Annotated in this window: 13 protein-coding genes; 5 read left to right on the top strand and 8 right to left on the bottom strand. The window is 64.9% G+C overall.

Annotated features, from left to right (window positions below):
- Positions 1 to 303: 303 nt before the first annotated feature.
- From ACVWZ5_RS00005 to ACVWZ5_RS00035, 7 genes are all read right to left on the bottom strand, one after another.
- Positions 304 to 1788 (bottom strand): efflux transporter outer membrane subunit, encoded by a 1485-nt coding sequence (locus tag ACVWZ5_RS00005; RefSeq protein WP_062573904.1) that lies wholly within the window; start codon positions 1786 to 1788, stop codon positions 304 to 306.
- Complete coding sequence (locus ACVWZ5_RS00010) at positions 1785 to 4895, bottom strand: multidrug efflux RND transporter permease subunit (RefSeq protein WP_028692159.1); 3111 nt, start codon at positions 4893 to 4895, stop codon at positions 1785 to 1787. The genes ACVWZ5_RS00005 and ACVWZ5_RS00010 overlap by 4 nt, the downstream gene beginning before the upstream one ends.
- Positions 4892 to 7990, bottom strand: a complete 3099-nt coding sequence (locus tag ACVWZ5_RS00015; protein ID WP_062573902.1) for an MdtB/MuxB family multidrug efflux RND transporter permease subunit — start codon at positions 7988 to 7990, stop codon at positions 4892 to 4894. Before ACVWZ5_RS00015 ends, ACVWZ5_RS00010 begins: the two co-directional genes overlap by 4 nt.
- Positions 7987 to 9273: an MdtA/MuxA family multidrug efflux RND transporter periplasmic adaptor subunit gene (locus ACVWZ5_RS00020; RefSeq protein ID WP_062573901.1), complete on the bottom strand. Its 1287-nt coding sequence runs from the start codon at positions 9271 to 9273 to the stop codon at positions 7987 to 7989. Before ACVWZ5_RS00020 ends, ACVWZ5_RS00015 begins: the two co-directional genes overlap by 4 nt.
- Positions 9274 to 9475: 202 nt before the next feature.
- Positions 9476 to 9976 carry a thiol peroxidase gene (gene tpx, locus ACVWZ5_RS00025; RefSeq protein WP_028692156.1) on the bottom strand — a complete coding sequence of 167 codons (501 nt, stop codon included), beginning with the start codon at positions 9974 to 9976 and terminating at the stop codon, positions 9476 to 9478.
- A gap of 164 nt (positions 9977 to 10140) precedes the next feature.
- Complete coding sequence (locus ACVWZ5_RS00030) at positions 10141 to 11421, bottom strand: serine/threonine transporter (RefSeq protein WP_062573900.1); 1281 nt, start codon at positions 11419 to 11421, stop codon at positions 10141 to 10143.
- A 198-nt stretch (positions 11422 to 11619) separates the two neighbouring features.
- Positions 11620 to 12816 carry an amino acid aminotransferase gene (locus ACVWZ5_RS00035; protein WP_457340261.1) on the bottom strand — a complete coding sequence of 399 codons (1197 nt, stop codon included), beginning with the start codon at positions 12814 to 12816 and terminating at the stop codon, positions 11620 to 11622.
- A gap of 201 nt (positions 12817 to 13017) precedes the next feature.
- On the opposite strand from ACVWZ5_RS00035, the gene ACVWZ5_RS00040 reads away from it, so the two are divergent.
- Positions 13018 to 13281, top strand: coding sequence for a hypothetical protein (locus ACVWZ5_RS00040; RefSeq protein ID WP_155721653.1), 264 nt, complete (start codon positions 13018 to 13020; stop codon positions 13279 to 13281).
- A 57-nt stretch (positions 13282 to 13338) separates the two neighbouring features.
- Here ACVWZ5_RS00040 and ACVWZ5_RS00045 read toward each other — a convergent pair whose 3' ends face one another.
- Positions 13339 to 14361, bottom strand: coding sequence for an Ldh family oxidoreductase (locus tag ACVWZ5_RS00045; RefSeq protein WP_457340262.1), 1023 nt, complete (start codon positions 14359 to 14361; stop codon positions 13339 to 13341).
- Positions 14362 to 14504: 143 nt separating this feature from the next.
- On the opposite strand from ACVWZ5_RS00045, the gene ACVWZ5_RS00050 reads away from it, so the two are divergent.
- The 4 genes from ACVWZ5_RS00050 (at position 14505) to ACVWZ5_RS00065 (ending at position 17699) form a co-directional block, all read left to right on the top strand.
- A complete protein-coding gene (locus ACVWZ5_RS00050; protein WP_028692150.1) occupies positions 14505 to 15377 on the top strand; it encodes a MurR/RpiR family transcriptional regulator in 873 nt (290 codons plus the stop codon).
- Positions 15378 to 15403: 26 nt separating this feature from the next.
- Positions 15404 to 16156 (top strand): transporter substrate-binding domain-containing protein, encoded by a 753-nt coding sequence (locus tag ACVWZ5_RS00055; protein ID WP_062573897.1) that lies wholly within the window; start codon positions 15404 to 15406, stop codon positions 16154 to 16156.
- Positions 16157 to 16272: 116 nt separating this feature from the next.
- Complete coding sequence (locus ACVWZ5_RS00060; RefSeq protein WP_028692148.1) at positions 16273 to 16992, top strand: ABC transporter permease; 720 nt, start codon at positions 16273 to 16275, stop codon at positions 16990 to 16992.
- On the top strand, positions 16989 to 17699 hold the full coding sequence (locus ACVWZ5_RS00065; protein WP_062573896.1) for an ABC transporter permease: 711 nt from the start codon (positions 16989 to 16991) through the stop codon (positions 17697 to 17699). Before ACVWZ5_RS00060 ends, ACVWZ5_RS00065 begins: the two co-directional genes overlap by 4 nt.
- Positions 17700 to 17705: the final 6 nt, after the last annotated feature.

Genomic DNA, 17705 nt, shown 5'->3' on the forward strand with positions numbered 1-17705 from the left:
CATGGATGCCCGTCAAGCGCTGGGGCCCAGGATGGGCCCTGCAGCGCGGTCCTCCCGGGAGCAAGGCCGGAGTGAGGGAACCCCGGAGCGAAGCGCAGGGGCCGGATGAATGGAGCGCAGCGGCTTTGGTTACTTTGGCCAAGACCAAAGTAACCCGCCGTAAGGGCGGAAAGGTGAATAAGCGTCGACATCACAAATGAATGCGCATACAACTCCCAAAACAACCACGAACCAACAACTAACAACCAACAACCAACAACCAACAACCAACAACCAACAACTAACAACTAACAACTAACAACCTTACTCCACCACCAAGTCCCGTCCAACATCCCACCCCCCGCCAAGCGCCGCAATCAACTGCACACTCGCCACCAACCGCCCCTGCAACAACGTCAACACACTCCGCTCGTTGCTAAGCGCCGTCGTCTGCACATTGACCACATCCAGATACCCGATCAACCCCGCCTTGTACTGGTTCTCGGTCAACCGCAACGACTCCCGCGCCGCGTCCAGCGCCTCCTGCCGCACCACCGCCTCGTCCCCGTACACCTTGAGCTGCACCAGATAGTTCTCGACCTCCTTGAACCCGTCGAGCACCGTCTGCCGATACTGCGCCACGGTCTGGTCGTACACCGCCACCGTCCGGTCAACCTCGGCACTGCGCTTGCCGGCGTCGAACAGCGTCAGCGCCAGTTGCGGCCCGACCGACCAGTAACGGTTGGGCAACTCGATCCAGTTGTTGAAACTGCTGCTGGAATACCCCCCATTCATGCTCAAGGACAGATCCGGGAAATACGCCGCCCGCGACACACCGATGTTCGAGTTGGCCGCCATGACCTTGCGCTCGGCCGAAGCGATGTCGGGACGCCGCTCGAGCAGCTGCGACGGCAGCGACAGCGGCACCTGCGGCAATGCCGGAATATCATCGCTCGCAGCCAGGGCAAAGTCGGCAGGCGCCTTGCCCATCAGCACGGCGATGGCGTTCTCATACTGCGCCCGCTGCCAGGCCAGGTCGATCAGGTCGGCCTGGGTACTCTTGAGCTGGGTACGCGCCTGGGCCACGGCATCCGGCCCGGCAACCCCGGCGCGGTACTGGTTTTCGTTCATCTTCAGCGACCGCTCATAGGCCGCCACCGTGGCTTCGAGCAGGCGCTTCTGCGCGTCGATCACCCGCAGTTGCAGGTAGTTCTGTACCAGTTCCGACTGCTGGCTCAGGCGAATGGCCGCCATGTCGGCCAGACTGGCCTCGGCGCTGGATTCGTTGGCGTTCATGGTTTCACGCAACTTGCCCCACAGGTCGATCTCCCAGCTCACCCCGAGCTGCGCGTTGTAGGTGTCGCGGATGCCGCTGCTGTTGTTCGACAGGCTGGAGCTGGAACTACCGGTGCCCTGGGCCGAACGGTTCTTGCTGGTGGTCAGGTTCAGCGAAGGGAACAGCGAGGCACGGCTACTGCGCACCAACGCCTGGGCCTGGCGGTACTGCGCCTCGTACTGTGCCACCGTCTGGTTGCTGCGGTTGAGCTCCTCAACCAGGGCGTCGAGCTGCTTGTCGCCATAGATCTCCCACCACGCCCCACGAGCGATGGCATCGGACGGATTGGCCTGGGTCCAGCCTTCGGCCTGCTTGAACTGCGCTGGGGTACTGACCTCGGGGCGGTGGTAGTCCGGGCTCAGGGTACAGGCGCTGAGCATGGCCACGCACAACCCGGCGCTGACCAGGCGCGAACCGCGTCCCTGGGTCAGCAGCTTGAGGGCACGGTGGATTCGGGTGTGGGCAAAGTTCATAGCGGGTTATCCAGGGCAGCGTCGGTGCGCACGCCGCGCCAACGGTTGAACCGGTGGCGCAGGCGATCAAGGTACAGGTAGACCACAGGAGTGGTGTAAAGGGTGAGGATCTGGCTGAACACCAGGCCGCCGATGATGGTCAGGCCCAGTGGCTGGCGCATCTCCGCGCCCTCGGCGCGACTGAGCAGCAGCGGCAGCGCGCCGAGGATCGCGGCCAAGGTGGTCATCAGGATCGGCCGCAGGCGCAGCAGGCAGGCGCGGCGGATCGACTCCTCCGGCGACAGGCCTTCATGGCGCTCCAGTTGCAGGGCCAGGTCGATCATCAAGATGGCGTTCTTTTTCACCACGCCGATCAGCAGGAACAGCCCCAGCAGCGAGATCAGGCTGAACTCGCCACCGGTCAGGTACAGCGCCAGCAACGCGCCGACCCCGGCCGAGGGCAGCGTGGAAAGGATCGTCAGTGGGTGGATGTAGCTCTCGTACAGAATGCCCAGCACCAGGTACACCAGCACCAGGGCGCCAAGGATCATCAGCGGCTGGCCTTCGGTGGTCTTGGTGAAGGCGTCGGCGTCGCCGCCGAGCTTGGCGATCACCGACTCGGGCAGGCCGAGCTTGGCCACCGCGCGCTCCAGCGCGGCCATGGCCTGGTCGGGGCTGTAGCCTTCGGCGACGTCGAACGAGATGTCCTCGGAGGCGAACTGCCCTTCGTGACTGACGCGATCGTTGGCCAGGCTGTTCTCGTAGCGGGCGAAGGTGGACAGCGGCACCCGGGCGCCGTCGGCAGTGATCACCTGCACCTGCTCCAGGGTGCTTGGGTCCCAGGCGTATTTCGGGTTGATCTCCAACACCACCTGGTACTGGTTGAGACTGTCGTAGATGGTCGAGATCTGCCGCTGGCTGTAGGCGTTGTTCAGCACCGCAGTGACCATGTCCATGTCGATGCCCAGGCGCTTGGCCTGGTCACGGTCGACCACCAGGGTCACCTGCTGGGTGCCGGCGCCGTCGCGGGCGTCGATGGCGGTCAGCTCGGGCAACTTGCGCAGCTCGGCGGCCACCTTCGGGAACCACTCGCGCAGGGCGGCCAAGTCGCCGCTCTGCAGGGTGTAGAGGTACTGCGACGTGCTCTGGTCGCGGCCGCCGCCGCCCAGTTGCAGGTCCTGGTCGGCCATCAGGTACAGGCGCCCGCCGGGGATCTTCGGCAGGTCCTTGCGCAGGCGGTCGATCACCTTCTGCGCGTTCTCCTTGCGCTCGGCGATCGGCTTCAGGCGCACCAGCACGAAGGCGTTGTTGGTGCCGCTGTTGCCGCCGATGAAACCGGCGACGCTCTCCACCGCCGGGTCCTTGAGCAGGGCGCGGCGGTAGATCTCCATCTTCGGCTGCATCACGGTGAACGACAGGCCGTCGTCGCCACGGATGAAGCCTTGCAACTGGCCGGTGTCCTGCTGCGGCATCAGGGTCTTGGGCACCACCACGTACAGGGCGATGTTCAGGCCGATGGTGGCCAGCAGGCTGAGCAGGGTCAGGCGCTTGTGCCGCAGCGCCCAGCCCAGGCTCTTGTCGTAGCCGGCGACCATGCGCTGGTGAATGTGGTCGCTCCAGCGCTGCAGGCGGGTCTGCTGCTGCGGGCCATGGACCTTGAGCCAGCGCGAGCAGAGCATCGGCGTCAGTGTCAGCGACACCACCAGCGACACGACAATCGCCGCGGCCAGGGTGATCGAGAACTCCTTGAACAGCCCACGGACGATCCCGCCCATGAACAGGATCGAGACGAACACCGCCACCAGCGAGACGTTCATCGACAGCAAGGTGAACCCAACCTCCTGCGCGCCCTTGTAGGCGGCGCGCATGGGGTTTTCGCCGTTCTCGATATGCCGCGAGATGTTCTCCAGCACCACGATGGCGTCGTCCACCACCAGGCCGGTGGCGAGGATCAGCGCCATCAGCGACAGGTTGTTCAGCGAGAACCCGCACAGGTACATGACCGCGAAGGTGCCCACCAGCGAAACCGGCACCGCCAAGCTCGGGATCAGCGAGGCACGCAGGTTGCCGAGGAACAGGTAGACCACCAGGATCACCAGCACCACGGCGATCAGCAAGGTGTGCTCGGCCTCCTTCAGGGTGGCCTTGATCACCGGCGAGCGGTCCATGGCCACATTGAGCTTGACGCTGGCCGGCAGCAGCGACTGCAAGGCCGGCAACTCGGCCTTGATCTGCTCGACGGTCTGGATGATGTTGGCGTTGGTCTGGCGGTTGACCACCAGCAGCACCGCGCTCTCGTCGTTGAAGAATCCGCTGTTGTAGCGGTTCTCCACGCCATCGCTGACCTTGGCCACATCGGACAGGCGCAGGATCGCGCCGTTCTGCTGGCGGATCACCAGCGGCTTGTAGTCCTCGGCGGTTTCCAACTGGTCATTGGCGCGCACCTGCCAGTTGCGTTCGCGGTCTTCGACGAAGCCCATGGGCCGGCGCTGGTTGGCGTTGGCCACAGCATTGCGCACGTCGTCCAGCGACAGGCCGTACTGGTTGAGCAACTGCGGTTCGAGCTCGATACGCACCGCCGGCAGCGAGCTGCCGCCGATCTGCACCTCCCCTACTCCGCTGACCTGCGCCAGGCTCTGGGACAGGATGGTGTCAGCCAGGTCGTAGAGCTTGCCCTTGGACAATACGTCCGAGGTCAGCGACAGCACCATGATCGGCGCCTGGGACGGGTTGATCTTCTTGTAGGTGGGCATGCTGCGCATGCCGCTGGGCAGCAGGTTGCGGGTGGCGTTGATCGCCGCCTGCACCTCACGCGCCGCGCCGTCTATGTCGCGGCCCAGCTCGAAGCCGATGATCACCCGGGTCGAGCCCTGGTTGGAGCTGCTGGTCAGCGTGGTGACGCCGGCAATGGCGCCCAGCTTACGCTCCAGCGGCGTGGCCACGGTGGAGGCCATGACCTCAGGGCTGGCGCCGGGCAGGCTGGCCTGCACCACAATTACCGGGAAGTCCATCTGCGGCAGCGGCGACACCGGCAGCAGGCCGAAACTCACACCACCCAGCAGCATGATCGCCAGGCTCAGCAGCATGGTGGCTACCGGCCGGCGGATGAAAGGTCCGGACAGGTTCATGCTTCGGCCTGCCGCGCATCGTCAGCCGGGCGCCAGCGGCGCGCCAGGCGGTCGAAGTACAGGTAGATGACCGGCGTGGTGAACAAGGTCAGCACCTGGCTGACCAGCAGGCCGCCGACCATCACCAGGCCCAGCGGCTGGCGCAGCTCGGCGCCGGAACCGGTGGCGAGCATCAGCGGCACGGCGCCGAACAGCGCCGCCAGGGTGGTCATCAGGATCGGCCGGAAGCGCAGCAGCGCCGCCTGGTAGATCGCGTCACGCGGACTCATGCCCTGGTGGCGCTCGGCCTCCAGGGCGAAGTCGATCATCATGATCGCGTTCTTCTTGACGATGCCGATCAGCAGGATGATGCCGATGATGGCGATCATGCCCAGGTCGTTGCCGCTCAGCAGCAGCGCCAACAAGGCCCCCACCGCCGCCGACGGCAGCGTGGAAAGGATGGTCACCGGGTGGATGTAGCTCTCGTAGAGCACGCCCAGCACGATGTACATGGTCACCACCGCGGCCAGGATCAGCAGCAAGGTGCTCGACAGCGAGGCCTGGAACGCCTCGGCGGCGCCCTGGAAGCGGGTCTGCACGCCGATCGGCATGCCGATATCCTGCTGCACCTGCTCGATCACCTTGACCGCCTCGCCCAGCGACGCGCCATGGGCCAGGTTGAACGACATCATCACCGCGGGGAACTGGCCGATGTGCGAGATGGCCAGCTGGGCCTGGCGCTGCTCGATGCGCGCCAGGGCCGACAGGCGCACCTGGCCGCCATCGGTGGCCTTGACGTGGATCGATTCCAGGGCCTGCGGGCCGAGGCTGGCTGCGGTCTGCGACTGCAGCACCACGCGGTACTGGCTGGCCTGGGTGTAGATGGTCGAGATCTGCCGCTGGCCGAAGGCGTCATACAGCGCGTTGGTGATCTGCGCCACGGTGATGCCCAGACGGCTGGCCATGTCCCGGTCGATCACCAGGAATACCTGCAGGCCCTGGTCCTGCAGGTCGCTGGCCACGTCCTGCAACTCGGGGCGGTCCTTGAGCGCCTGCGCCAGCTTGCCGCTCCACTCGGCGAGCATGTCGGCATCTGGCGAGCTGAGGCTGAACTGGTACTGGGTGCGGCTAACTCGGTCCTCGATGCTCAGGTCCTGCACCGGCTGCATGAACAGGCGGATGCCGACCAGCTTGTCGAGCTGTGGCTGCAGGCGGTTGATCACCTCGGAGGCAGTGACGTCGCGCTCGCCGTGGGGCTTGAGGTTGATCAGCAGACGGCCGCTGTTAAGGGTGGCGTTGTCGCCGTCCACGCCGATGTAGGAGGACAGGCTCTGTACCGCCGGATCCTGCAGGATCACCTTGGCCAGGGATTGCTGGCGCTCGCTCATGGCGGCGAACGAGGTCGACTGCGGCGCCTCGGAGATACCTTGGATGACCCCGGTGTCCTGGGCCGGGAAGAAGCCCTTGGGCACCATCAGGTACAGCACCACGGTCAATGCCAGGGTGGCCACGGCCACCAGCAGGGTCAGCGGCTGGCGCTCGAGCACCCAGGTCAGGGTGGTGCCGTAGTGCTTGATAAGCCAGTCGATCCAGGCACCGCTGGCGCGGTAGAAGCGGCCCTGTTCCTCTTCCTTGGGTTCGCGCTTGAGCAGGCGCGCGCACATCATCGGCGTCAGGGTCAGCGACACCACCAGGGAAATCAGGATGGCCACCGCCAGGGTGATGGCGAACTCGCGGAACAGCCGCCCGACCACATCGGCCATGAACAGCAGCGGAATCAGCACGGCGATCAGCGAGAAGGTCAGCGAGATCAGGGTGAAGCCGATCTGCTTGGCGCCCTTGAGGGCGGCCTGCAGAGGCGTTTCGCCCTCCTCGATGTGCCGGGAGATGTTCTCCAGCATGACGATGGCATCGTCCACCACGAAACCGGTGGCGATGGTCAGGGCCATCAAGGTCAGGTTGTTGACCGAGAAACCGGCCAGGTACATCACCCCGAAGGTGCCGATCAGCGACAGCGGCACGGCGATGGAGGGAATGATGGTGGCGCTGAAACGGCGCAGGAAAACGAAGGTGACCATCACCACCAGGGCGATGGCGAACAGCAGCTCGTGCTGCACATCGCGCACGGCGGCGCGGATGGTCTGGGTGCGGTCGGTGAGCACGCTGACATCCAGGCCCGCCGGCAGGTTGTCGGTGATCGACGGCAGCAGTTCCTTGATCCGGTCGACCACCTCGATGACGTTGGCGCCGGGCTGGCGCTGGATATTCAGCAGCACCGCCTCGTTCTGGTTGGCCCAGGCGGCCAGGCGTTCGTTCTCGGCGCCGTCGACGATCTCGGCGACGTCCTTCAGGCGCAGTGGCGCGCCATTGCTGTATTTGAGGATGAGGTTGGCGTATTCCTCGGGCGAGCGCAGCTGGTCGTTGGCGTCGAGCATCGACACCCGGGTCGGGCCGTCGAAGTTGCCCTTGGGCTGGTTGACATTGGAGGCGCCGATCAGGGTGCGCACGTCGTCCAGGTTGAGGCCGTTGGCCGCCAGGGCGTCGACGTTGACCTTGATCCGCACGGCCTGGCGCTGACCGCCGGCGATGCTGACCATGCCGACGCCGCTGATCTGGGCGATCTTCTGCGCCACGCGGGTGTCGACCAGGTCGTTGAGCTTGGGCAGCGGCATGGTCTTCGAGGAAATGGCCAGGGTCAGCACCGGCGTGTCGGCCGGGTTGACCTTGTTGTACACCGGCGGCGCCGGCAGGTCGTTGGGCAGCAGGTTGCTGGCGGCGTTGATCGCGGCCTGCACCTGCTGCTCGGCGACATCCATGTTCATGTCGAGGTTGAAGCGCAGGGTCAGCACCGAGGCGCCGCCGGAGCTGGTGGAGGCCATCTGCTCCAGGCCCGGCATCTGCCCGAACTGGCGTTCCAGCGGCGCGGTGACGGCGCTGGTCATGACCTGCGGGCTGGCGCCAGGGTACAGGGTCATGACGCGGATGGTCGGGTAGTCGACCTGGGGCAAGGCCGCCACCGGTAGCAGCTTGTAGGCGATCAGGCCGGCCAGGACGATGGCCAGCATGCTCAGCGTGGTGGCGACCGGCCGCAGGATGAACAGGCGCGAGAGGTTCATGCGCCCGCCTTGGTGCCTGGTTCAGCGGTCTGGGCCGAGCCCTTGGCGCCCTGCCCCTGCAGGTGCTGGCCGGGGGTGGTCGGAACCTGGGAGCTGTCCTCGACCACATCGACCTTGGTGCCTTCGCGCAGGCGGTCGGTGCCTTCCAGCACCAGGCGCTCGCCGGCGGCCAGGCCCTCGACGATCACCGTGTTCTCGCCATCGCTGGCGCCGACCTTGAGCTTGCGCACGTTGATGGTGTTCTCGGCGTTGACCACATAGGCGAAGGTGCCGTCGTTGCCGAACTGGATCGCCGCTGCCGGGGCCAACACCACCTGCCTGAGGGTGTCGGCCAGCAAGCGCACGTTGACGAACTGGTTGGGGAACAGCGCGTGGTCGGTGTTCTGGAAGGTGCCCTTGAACTTCAGGGTGCCGGTGGCGACGTCGATCTGGTTGTCGAGGCTGCCCAGCACACCGGTGGACAGCAGCTTCTGGTCGCCCCGGTCCCAGGCCTCGACCGGCAGGCTGGCGCCGCTGCGGTAGCGGGCCAGCACGGTGTCGAGCTGGGTTTCCGGCAGGGTGAAGGCAACACTGATCGGCTGGGTCTGGGTGATGACCACCAGCGCCGTGGTGTCGTTGGCCGCCACCAGGTTGCCCAGGTCCAGCTGGCGCAGGCCCACGCGGCCGCTGATCGGTGCGCGGATCTGGGTGAACTCGAGGTTCAGGCGTGCGTCGTTGACCTGGGCCTGGTTGGTCTTGACCAGCCCCTGGAACTGACCGACCTGGGCTTCGGCGGTGTCCAGGGTCTGCTTGGCGATGCTGTCCTCGGCGTACAGGCCTTTATAGCGGGCCAGGTCGACCTGGGCATTCTTCAACTGCGCCTGGTTCTGCGCCAGGGTGCCCTCGGCCTGCTGCAAGGCGATGCGATAGGAACGTGGGTCGATCTCGGCGAGCAGATCGCCGGCCTTGACCTGCTGGCCCTCCTTGAAGTGGACCTTGACCAGCTCGCCGGCCACCCGGCTGCGCACGTTGACCGTGTTGGTCGCCGTCACGGTGCCGAGGGCCTTGTAATAAAGCGGGAAGTCTCCGACCCGCACCGGCTCGACCCGCACCGGAACGGCTTCGGTGGAGGCGCCGAAGCCCGGCCGCCCGCCCATGCCCAGGCCCTTGCCCGGACGTTGCCCGCCGCCTTCCTTGTGGACGGTCGCCGCGGGCCACAGCCACCAGGCCAGCAGGGCCACCAGCAGCAGGATCAGCAGGCCGAACAGCCAGCGACGAGGGGAACGGGAATTGGAGGCTTGCATGGGTCGAACGAACCTTGTTCAGAGAAAGACGGCGTGGAGAGCGTGAACGATAAGCACTGGCATCGCTTTAGCAAAGGAGCTTTACCAGTGCTTTACCTTCGGCTGACGTTGGCAAAGGGGTGAACTTTAAATGAAAACGGCCTGGAACAGGGTCCAGGCCGTTACCGGGTGTTACCTGGTTCGCCGGCAAGCCGGCGAACACTTACTTCAAGACAGCCAGCGCCGCCTCGTAGTTCGGCTCGTCGGCGATCTCGCCCACCAGCTCGCTGTGCAGCACCTTGTCGTTTTCATCCAGCACCACCACGGCACGGGCGGCCAGGCCGGCCAGCGGGCCGTCGGCGATGGCGACGCCGTAGTTTTCCAGGAACTCGCGGCCACGCAGGGTCGACAGGTTCTTCACGTTCTCCAGGCCTTCGGCGCCGCAGAAGCGCGCCTGGGCGAACGGCAGGTCGGCAGAGATGCACAGCACCACGGTGTTGGCCACGTCATTGGCCTGGGCGTTGAACTTGCGCACCGAGGTGGCGCAGGTCGGGGTGTCGACGCTCGGGAAGATGTTCAGCACCTTGCGCTTGCCGGCGAAGTCGGCCAGCGACTTGTTCGACAGATCGCCAGCGACCAGGGAGAAGGCAGGTGCCGCGGCGCCTTGCTTCGGCAGTTCACCGCTGACCTGAACCGGGTTGCCTTTGAGAGTCACTTGAGCCATGGCAAAAATCCTTATACGGGGTTGGAAAAGGCTTCAGAGTTAACCACGAAGGGACGCAAGTGCCTATGGGCAAAGATGAAATTGTCCTACGTTCGGGCAATTCCTGTAGACAAACGCCCGGGTGACTGGCGTCGACCCGGGCGTTTTTCCTACGGGACGGGAGCTCAGGCCAGCAGGCCGTACACCACCGAGGTCAGGGCCACCAGCCCGACGACCACCACGAACAGGTTGGACAGCGCGCCGCTGTACTTGCGCATCGATGGCACGCGGCGGATGGCGTACATCGGCATCAGGAACAGCAGCACGGCGATGATCGGGCCGCCGAGGGATTCGATCATGCCGAGGATGCTCGGGTTGAGGGTGGCGACGATCCAGCACACCACCAGCATCAGCGCGGCGACGATGCGGTCCAGGGCCTTGGCGCCCGGGCGCATGCCGGCCTTGACGATCATGCCCTTGAGGCCCTCGCTGGCGCCGATGTAGTGGCCCAGGAAGGACTTGGCAATGGCAATGAAGGCGATCAAGGGCGCGGCGAAGGCGATGGCCGGCTGCTCGAAGTGGTTGGCCAGGTACGACAGGATCGACAGGTTCTGTGCCTTGGCCTCGGCCAACTGGGCGCTGCTCAGGGTCAGCACGCAGCTGAACACGAAGAACAGCACCATCAGCACCATCAGCAGGTGCGCGCGACGCAGGATCTGGCCGCTGCGCTCATCGGCATTCTCGCCGTAGCGGCGCTTCTGGTCGACGGCGAAGGCAGAGATGATCGGCGAGTGGTTGAACGAGAACACCATCACCGGAATCGCCAGCCACACGGTATGCAGGAAGGCAGAGCCCGAAGGCACCTGGGTGGCGGTGTCGAGGATGCCGCCGGTCCAGTGCGGCACCAGGTACAGGGCCAGCAGCGCCAGGGCGACGATGAACGGGTAGACCAGCAGGCTCATGACCTTGACCGTGGCCTGCTCGCCGCAGCGCACGATGGCCAAGAGGCCAAGGATCAGCACGAACGACAGGATAGCCCGCGGTGGCGGCGCGATGTGCAGCTGGTGCTCCATGAAGCTGCTGACGGTGTTGGTCAGCGCCACGCTGTAGATCAGCAGGATCGGGAAGATGGCGAAGAAGTACAGGACGGTGATCAGCGCGCCGGCGGTGATGCCGAAATGCTCCTCTACCACCTCGGTGATGTCGCCGCCCTTGCTGCCGGAAAGCACGAAGCGGGTCAGCCCGCGGTGGGCGAAGTAGGTCATGGGGAAGGCCAGCAAGGCCAGTACCAGCAGCGGCCAGAAACCGCCAAGGCCGGCGTTGATGGGCAGGAACAGGGTTCCGGCGCCGATGGCCGTGCCGAATAGGCCCAGCATCCAGGTGGTGTCTTGACGCGACCAACTGCCAAGGGTGGCGGGGGGCGATTCTACAAAGCGTTGTTCAACGCTTGGGGCCTGCTCATTCATTCCGGGTGAAGCTCCACTCGCAAGACTGCAACAGGCTGAGAATGGCGAAATAGACGATTCGCCCAACTCAACCGGGGAAGAGGGGCGCGATTGTGCATGCAAAGGTTGCACTTGGGGAAGCCCCGCCCGAGGGACGGTTGCACTTGTCTTTACAAGCGGGTTGTGCTGGAGGGGGCTGCTTGGCAGCCCCTTGGCAGATTACCGCTGAACGGCGGCAAACGCCTCGGCCACCTGGCGCAGGTTGGCCGGACGCAGGCCGGACATGCAAACCCGGCCGCTGTCGATCAGGTAAACGCCGAACTCGTCACGCAGCCGACGCACCTGCTCGACGCTGAAGCCGGTGTAGCTGAACATGCCGCGCTGGCGCAGGAAGAACTGGAAGTCCTGGCCCGGCAGCAGCTCACCGAGCAAGTCGACCAGGCCCTGGCGCATGTCGAGGATACGCTTGCGCATCACCTCCACTTCCGCCGCCCACTGAGCGTTGAGCACGGCATCGCCAAGCACCCCGGCCACCAGCTGGGCGCCGAACGCAGGCGGGCTGGAGTAGTTGCGGCGCACGGTGGCCTTGAGCTGGCCGAGCACACTGGAGGCGGTGGCGGCATCGTCGCAGACCACCGACAGCCCCCCTACCCGCTCGCCGTACAGCGAGAAGATCTTCGAGAACGAGTTGCTGACCAGGCACGGCACGCCGGCACGGGCCATCTCGCGGATGGCGTAGGCGTCTTCCACCAGGCCTTCACCGAAGCCCTGGTAGGCGATGTCGAGGAACGGAATCAGCTGGCGCGCCTTGACCACTTCGACCACCTGCTGCCACTGGTTCTGGTCCAGGTCGACGCCGGTGGGGTTGTGGCAGCACGGGTGCAGCAGGACGATGCTGTTGGCCGGCAAGGTCTGCAGGGTCGCCAGCATGCCGGCGAAGTCGACGCCGCGGCTGGCGCTGTCGAAGTACGGATAGCTGTGCACCTTGAAGCCCGCGCCTTCGAAGATCGCCCGGTGGTTGTCCCAGGTGGGGTTGCTCACCCATACCTCGGAACCCGGGAAGTAGCGCTTGAGGAAGTCGGCGCCGACTTTCAGCGCGCCGGAGCCGCCGACGGTCTGCACGGTGGCCACGCGGCCATCGCTCACGGCCGGGTGATCGGCGCCGAACAGCAGCGCCTGGATCGCCTGGCGGTAGGCAGCCAGGCCTTCCATCGGCAGGTACAGCGAGGCTTCGTGGGGCTGGCCGGCCAGGCGCTTCTCCACCTCGCCCACCGCCGCCAGCTGCGGCACCACGCCGGCTTCGTCGTAGTACAGGCCGATACTCAGGTTGACCTTGTCGGCGCGCGGGTCGGCCTTGAAGGTCTCCATCAACGAGAGGATCGGGTCGCCGGCATAGGCATCGACATGTTTGAACACAGCGTGCAGCTCCTTGGTACGGATTGGTCGAAAGAGTAATCCACCGAGAATACCGCCTGCTGGCGCCGGTTACACCCCCCTCTCGGAAATCGCAGATGGCAGCAATGCAATGATTCGACGTCAACTGTTAATTTTGACAGTTTTCACCTTGACGAATAGACAATATTTTTAATTCTCATCCAGAAATAGGGAATTCCCAACATGTCTACTGTAAAAAATGTAGCTGTTCATACCAAAGCAAACATTCAAAACTGGGGCAAAGATAAATTGAAGGCATTAGACGAGGAAATTGCCAAGGAACCGCTGAAAGCACACGCCCCTGATATCATTTTCCAAAAACGGTTTTGGAAGGGCATTTCTGAAATCGGCAACCACAATGAAGTCCAAGCACTGGTGGACGCTGTTGTATCAACGCTTTATCAAAATACTAATATCGAACCCATCACCCTCGAGTCGTTGAAATAGTACCTGGGTGAACCGGCGTGTCGTGCGCCCAATACACCGGGCGCACGTCTTCTTGAGTTAAAGCAGAGCCTTTAAACCGCCCAACTCTTCACAACCAATTCTCACCCCTTCCCGCCCAGCCACCTCGCGCTCCCGATAGCGCCGCTCCCCTGGCATGCGCGTCAACCCCGCCATCTGCATCTGATCCACCAACGCCCGGCTGCGCTGGGCAAACTGCTCGCCTTCAGCCTTGCGCGGGTCGATCACAATGATCAACTGCCCGGTCCAGGGGGTCTTGGCTCCAGGGTGGCCCGACCAATCGAACTCCCAGGAGAAATTGCCGCCCGTCAGCGCCGCCGCCATCAGCTCGACCATCATCGACAGCGCCGAGCCCTTGTGCCCGCCGAACGGCAGCAAGGCGCCGCCCTCGAGAATCGCCTTGGGGTCGGTGGTCGGCTGGCCCTCGGCATCCACGCCCATGCCCGGCGGCAGCTGCTCGCCCGCCCGTGCGGCGATCTGCACGTCGCCATGGGCCATGGCGCTGGTGGCCATGTCGAAGACGATCGGATCATGCCCGGCGCAAGGCGCGGCAAAAGCAATGGGGTTGGTGCCGAACAGCGGCTTGCGCGCACCGTGTGGCACCACGCAGCTCATGCTGTTGACCACGCTCAGGGCCACCAGGCCGTCGTCGGCGAACGGCTCGACATCCGGCCACAGCGCGGCGAAATGATGCGAGTTGTGGATCGCCAGCACCGCGATGCCTGCCGTGCGCGCCTTCTCCACCAGCAGCGGGCGGGCCGCGGCCAGCGCCGGCTGGGCAAAGCCGCCCTTGGCATCGACTCGCACATAGGCCGGCGCAAGATCACTCACCTGCGGCTCGGCGCGGCCATCGACCCAGCCGCTGGCCAGGGTCGAGACATAACCGGGAATACGGAACACCCCATGGCTGTGGGCACCGTCGCGCTGGGCACTGGCGCAGTTGTGGGCAAGCACGGCGGCCACCGCCGCGCTGCAGCCATGACGCTCGAAGATCGACTGCAGCAACGCCCGCAGTTCGTTAAAAGGCACGCGCACGACAGGGCCGGTGGAAGGTGAAGACATCTGGAGCTCCTTTCTTGGAATTGGATTCGCTACAGCGCAACTGCACAGACTTTCCCGCCAATGACAGCTATCTGTCAAATATTGACTTGAAGACAGAAAACAGCCATTTTGGCTTCCACGCCAGAAATCAACCGGAACCGACCATGAGCCAATCGATCAAGCAACGCCTGGAAAGCAGCCTGCACACCGCTGCCGCCTCGGGCCGCCAGATCGCCAGCTACATGCTCGCCAACCTCCATGAACTGCCGTTCCAGACCTCGGCCAGCATCGCCGCCAAGCTGGGCGTGAGCGAGTCGAGCGTCGGCCGCTTCTGCCGCTCGCTGGGCTACGCGCACCTCAAGGCGCTCAAGCAGGACCTGCAGAACGACCTGGGCGACGGCCCCTGGCTGGTGGGCGACCGCCTGCAGGCGTTCCGCCAGCAACCCGAGGACGACCAGCGCTCGGGCAGCCTGGAGCTGGAAATGGCCGCGCTGGTGCGCGTACACGAATACAGCCGCGGCGAAGCATGGCAGCAAGTCGCCCGGCGCCTGGCGGAAAAACCGCGGGTGTTCGTCGCCGGCTTTCAGACCGAACGCGGCGTGGCCATGTGCATGAGCCACCTGCTGCAGTACCTGCGCGACGGCGTGCAACTGGTCGACGGCAGTGCCGGGCACTTCGCCGAGGTGCTGCTGGGGCGCCCCCAGGACTGCGCGCTGGTGGTGTTCGAGGCGCGCCGCTATTCCCGCCATGCCCTGCAGCTGTGCCACAAGGCCCGCGAGCTGGGCATCCCGGTGACCCTGGTCACCGATACCTTCTGTGAATGGGCCGATGCCAACGCCGACGAGGTGTTCCGCATCCCCACCGAATTCAACCTGTTCTGGGAATCCACCGCGACCATGCTGTCGTGGGTGCACCTGATGGTCAACGAGGTCTGCAAGAAGCTCGGGCCGGATGTTGAAAGACGCTTGGAAGCAACTGCCGCTCTACATAACGAGTTCGTCGGCTACACCTCGTGGCCGGCGGGCAAACAACAATAGCAAGAGTGCAACTACCGAGGTGCGAGATGAAAGGAACCATGGCTGTGGTGGGTGCGTGCGCCCTGCTGCTGGCGGCCGGCGCCAGTGCCGAGACCCTGCGTTTTGCCACTGAAGGCGCTTACCCGCCGTTCAACTACGTCGATGCCGACAACCAGCTGCACGGCTTCGACATCGACATCACCCATGCCCTGTGCGAGCAGATGAAAGTCGAGTGCACCCTGGTGGCCCAGGACTGGGAAGGCATCATCCCGGCGCTGATGGCGCGCAAGTACGATGCCGTGGTGGCCTCGATGATCGACACCGAGGAACGGCGCCGCAAGATCGCCTTCACCGACCGCTACTACCGCACCCCGCTGACCGTGGCGGTCGCCAAGGACAGCAAGATCAGCGACGCGCAGACCGACTTCAAGGGCTACACGGTCGGCGCCCAGTCCGCCTCGACCCAGGCGATCTACGCCGAGGACGTGTATGGCAAGGCCGGCGCGGATGTGAAGCTGTACCCGACCCTGGACGAGGCCAACGCCGACCTTGCCGCCGGACGCCTGGACGGGGTGATCGCCGACAAGTTCCCGCTGCACGAATGGCTGAACAAGAATGGCAAGGACTGCTGCAAGATCCTCGGCGACGTCAACGGCACCAAGGCCGACGCGGCGATTGCCGTGCGCAAGGATGACGAAGCCCTGCGCGTGCGGCTGAACGAAGCGCTGGCAGCGATCGTGGCCAATGGCACCTACCAGAAGATCGCGAGCAAGTATTTCGCCTTCGATATCTATAACTGATACGAATCCTGGGGCTGCCCGCAGCCCTTTCGCGACACCAGGCCGCCATCCCCCTGGGAGCGGCCTTGCATCGCGATCAGGGCGCTATGCGACCCGCCGACCTCGAGGATGCATCCATGCTCGATCAACTTTCCCTGCTCTCCTTCGCCAGCGGTGGCTGGGGCCAGGCGCTGCTGGCCGGCGCGCTGGTGACCGTGTCGCTGGCCCTGGCCTGCCTGCCCATCGGCCTGCCGCTGGGCCTGCTGGTGGCGCTGGCCGCGCGCTCGCGCAAACGCCTGCCGCGGGCCTGGGCCACCACGTTCTCCACGGTGTTCCGCGGCCTGCCCGAACTGCTCACCCTGCTGATCATCTACTACGGCTGCCAGATCGCCGCGCAGAAGATCCTCGCCGCGATGGGCTACCAGGGCGAGGTGCTGATCAACACCTTCCTCGCCGCCATGGTTGCCTTCAGCCTGGTGTTCGCCGCGTTCTCCAGCGAAATCTGGCTGATGGCCTTCAAGACCCTGCCCAAGGGCCAGCTGGAGGCCTGCGCGGCCCTTGGCCTGGGCAAGCGCACCGGATTCTTCAAGGTGGTGCTGCCGCAACTGACGCGCATCGCCCTGCCGGGCCTGTCGAACAACTGGTTGAGCCTGCTCAAGGACACCTCGCTGGTCTCGACCATCTCGCTGATCGACCTGATGCGCCAGACCAACCTGGCGGTCAGCGTGACCAAGGAACCGATGCTGTTCTACGGCGTCGCCTGCCTGGTCTACCTGCTGTTCTCGGCGCTGTCGGGCAGGGTCTTCGCCCTGCTGGAGCGGCGCAGCAACCGCCATCTGCAAGGAGCCCGCCCATGAGCCCGGAGCAACTGCTGGCCTACGTGCTCGATCCCGACCTGCTGGAGCGCTACGGCGCGCGCTTCGTCGATGGCCTGCTGGTCACCGCCAAGCTGGTGGCGATCTCCTTCACCCTCGGCGCGCTGCTGGGCATGCTCCTGGCCCTGGCGCGGATGTCGCGGAGCCTCGTGCTGCAACGCCTGGCCGCCGGCTACGTGTACTTCTTCCGCGGCTCGCCGCTGCTGGCGCAGCTGTTTTTGCTGTACTACGGGCTTGGTTCGCTCAAGGGGTTCTGGCAGGACCTGGGGCTGTGGTGGTTCTTCCGCGAGGCCTGGTACTGCGCCCTGCTCGCCTTCACCCTCAACACCGCCGCGTACCAGGCCGAGATCTTCCGCGCCAGCCTGATGGCTGTCGCGCCAGGCCAGTACGAGGCCGCCAAGGCCCTCAACCTCAAGCGCTCGACCACATTCTTCAAGGTGGTGCTGCCGCAGTCGCTGCTGGTCGCCATCGGCCCATTGGGCAATGAGCTGATCATGATGATCAAGGCCAGCGCCATCGCCTCGCTGGTGACCATCTACGACCTGATGGGGGTGACCAAGCTGGCCTTCTCGCGCAGCTTCGACTTCCAGATCTACCTGTGGGCGGCGGTGCTCTACCTGCTGATCGTCGAGGTGGTCCGGCGCACCCTGAAACACCTGGAGGCCCGCCTGGGCCGCCACCTGAACTGATTGAAG

The organism is Pseudomonas sp. TE6283 (assembly GCF_054060555.1).

Excerpts from the sequence above, each read along its gene's own strand:
- ACVWZ5_RS00005 (WP_062573904.1), bottom strand. The coding sequence starts at position 1,788 with ATGAACTTTGCCCACACCCGAATCCACCGTGCCCTCAAGCTGCTGACC.
- ACVWZ5_RS00010 (WP_028692159.1), bottom strand. The coding sequence starts at position 4,895 with ATGAACCTGTCCGGACCTTTCATCCGCCGGCCGGTAGCCACCATGCTG.
- ACVWZ5_RS00015 (WP_062573902.1), bottom strand. The coding sequence starts at position 7,990 with ATGAACCTCTCGCGCCTGTTCATCCTGCGGCCGGTCGCCACCACGCTG.
- ACVWZ5_RS00020 (WP_062573901.1), bottom strand. The coding sequence starts at position 9,273 with ATGCAAGCCTCCAATTCCCGTTCCCCTCGTCGCTGGCTGTTCGGCCTG.
- tpx (WP_028692156.1), bottom strand. The coding sequence starts at position 9,976 with ATGGCTCAAGTGACTCTCAAAGGCAACCCGGTTCAGGTCAGCGGTGAA.
- ACVWZ5_RS00030 (WP_062573900.1), bottom strand. The coding sequence starts at position 11,421 with ATGAATGAGCAGGCCCCAAGCGTTGAACAACGCTTTGTAGAATCGCCC.
- ACVWZ5_RS00040 (WP_155721653.1), top strand. The coding sequence starts at position 13,018 with ATGTCTACTGTAAAAAATGTAGCTGTTCATACCAAAGCAAACATTCAA.
- ACVWZ5_RS00045 (WP_457340262.1), bottom strand. The coding sequence starts at position 14,361 with ATGTCTTCACCTTCCACCGGCCCTGTCGTGCGCGTGCCTTTTAACGAA.
- ACVWZ5_RS00050 (WP_028692150.1), top strand. The coding sequence starts at position 14,505 with ATGAGCCAATCGATCAAGCAACGCCTGGAAAGCAGCCTGCACACCGCT.
- ACVWZ5_RS00055 (WP_062573897.1), top strand. The coding sequence starts at position 15,404 with ATGAAAGGAACCATGGCTGTGGTGGGTGCGTGCGCCCTGCTGCTGGCG.
- ACVWZ5_RS00060 (WP_028692148.1), top strand. The coding sequence starts at position 16,273 with ATGCTCGATCAACTTTCCCTGCTCTCCTTCGCCAGCGGTGGCTGGGGC.
- ACVWZ5_RS00065 (WP_062573896.1), top strand. The coding sequence starts at position 16,989 with ATGAGCCCGGAGCAACTGCTGGCCTACGTGCTCGATCCCGACCTGCTG.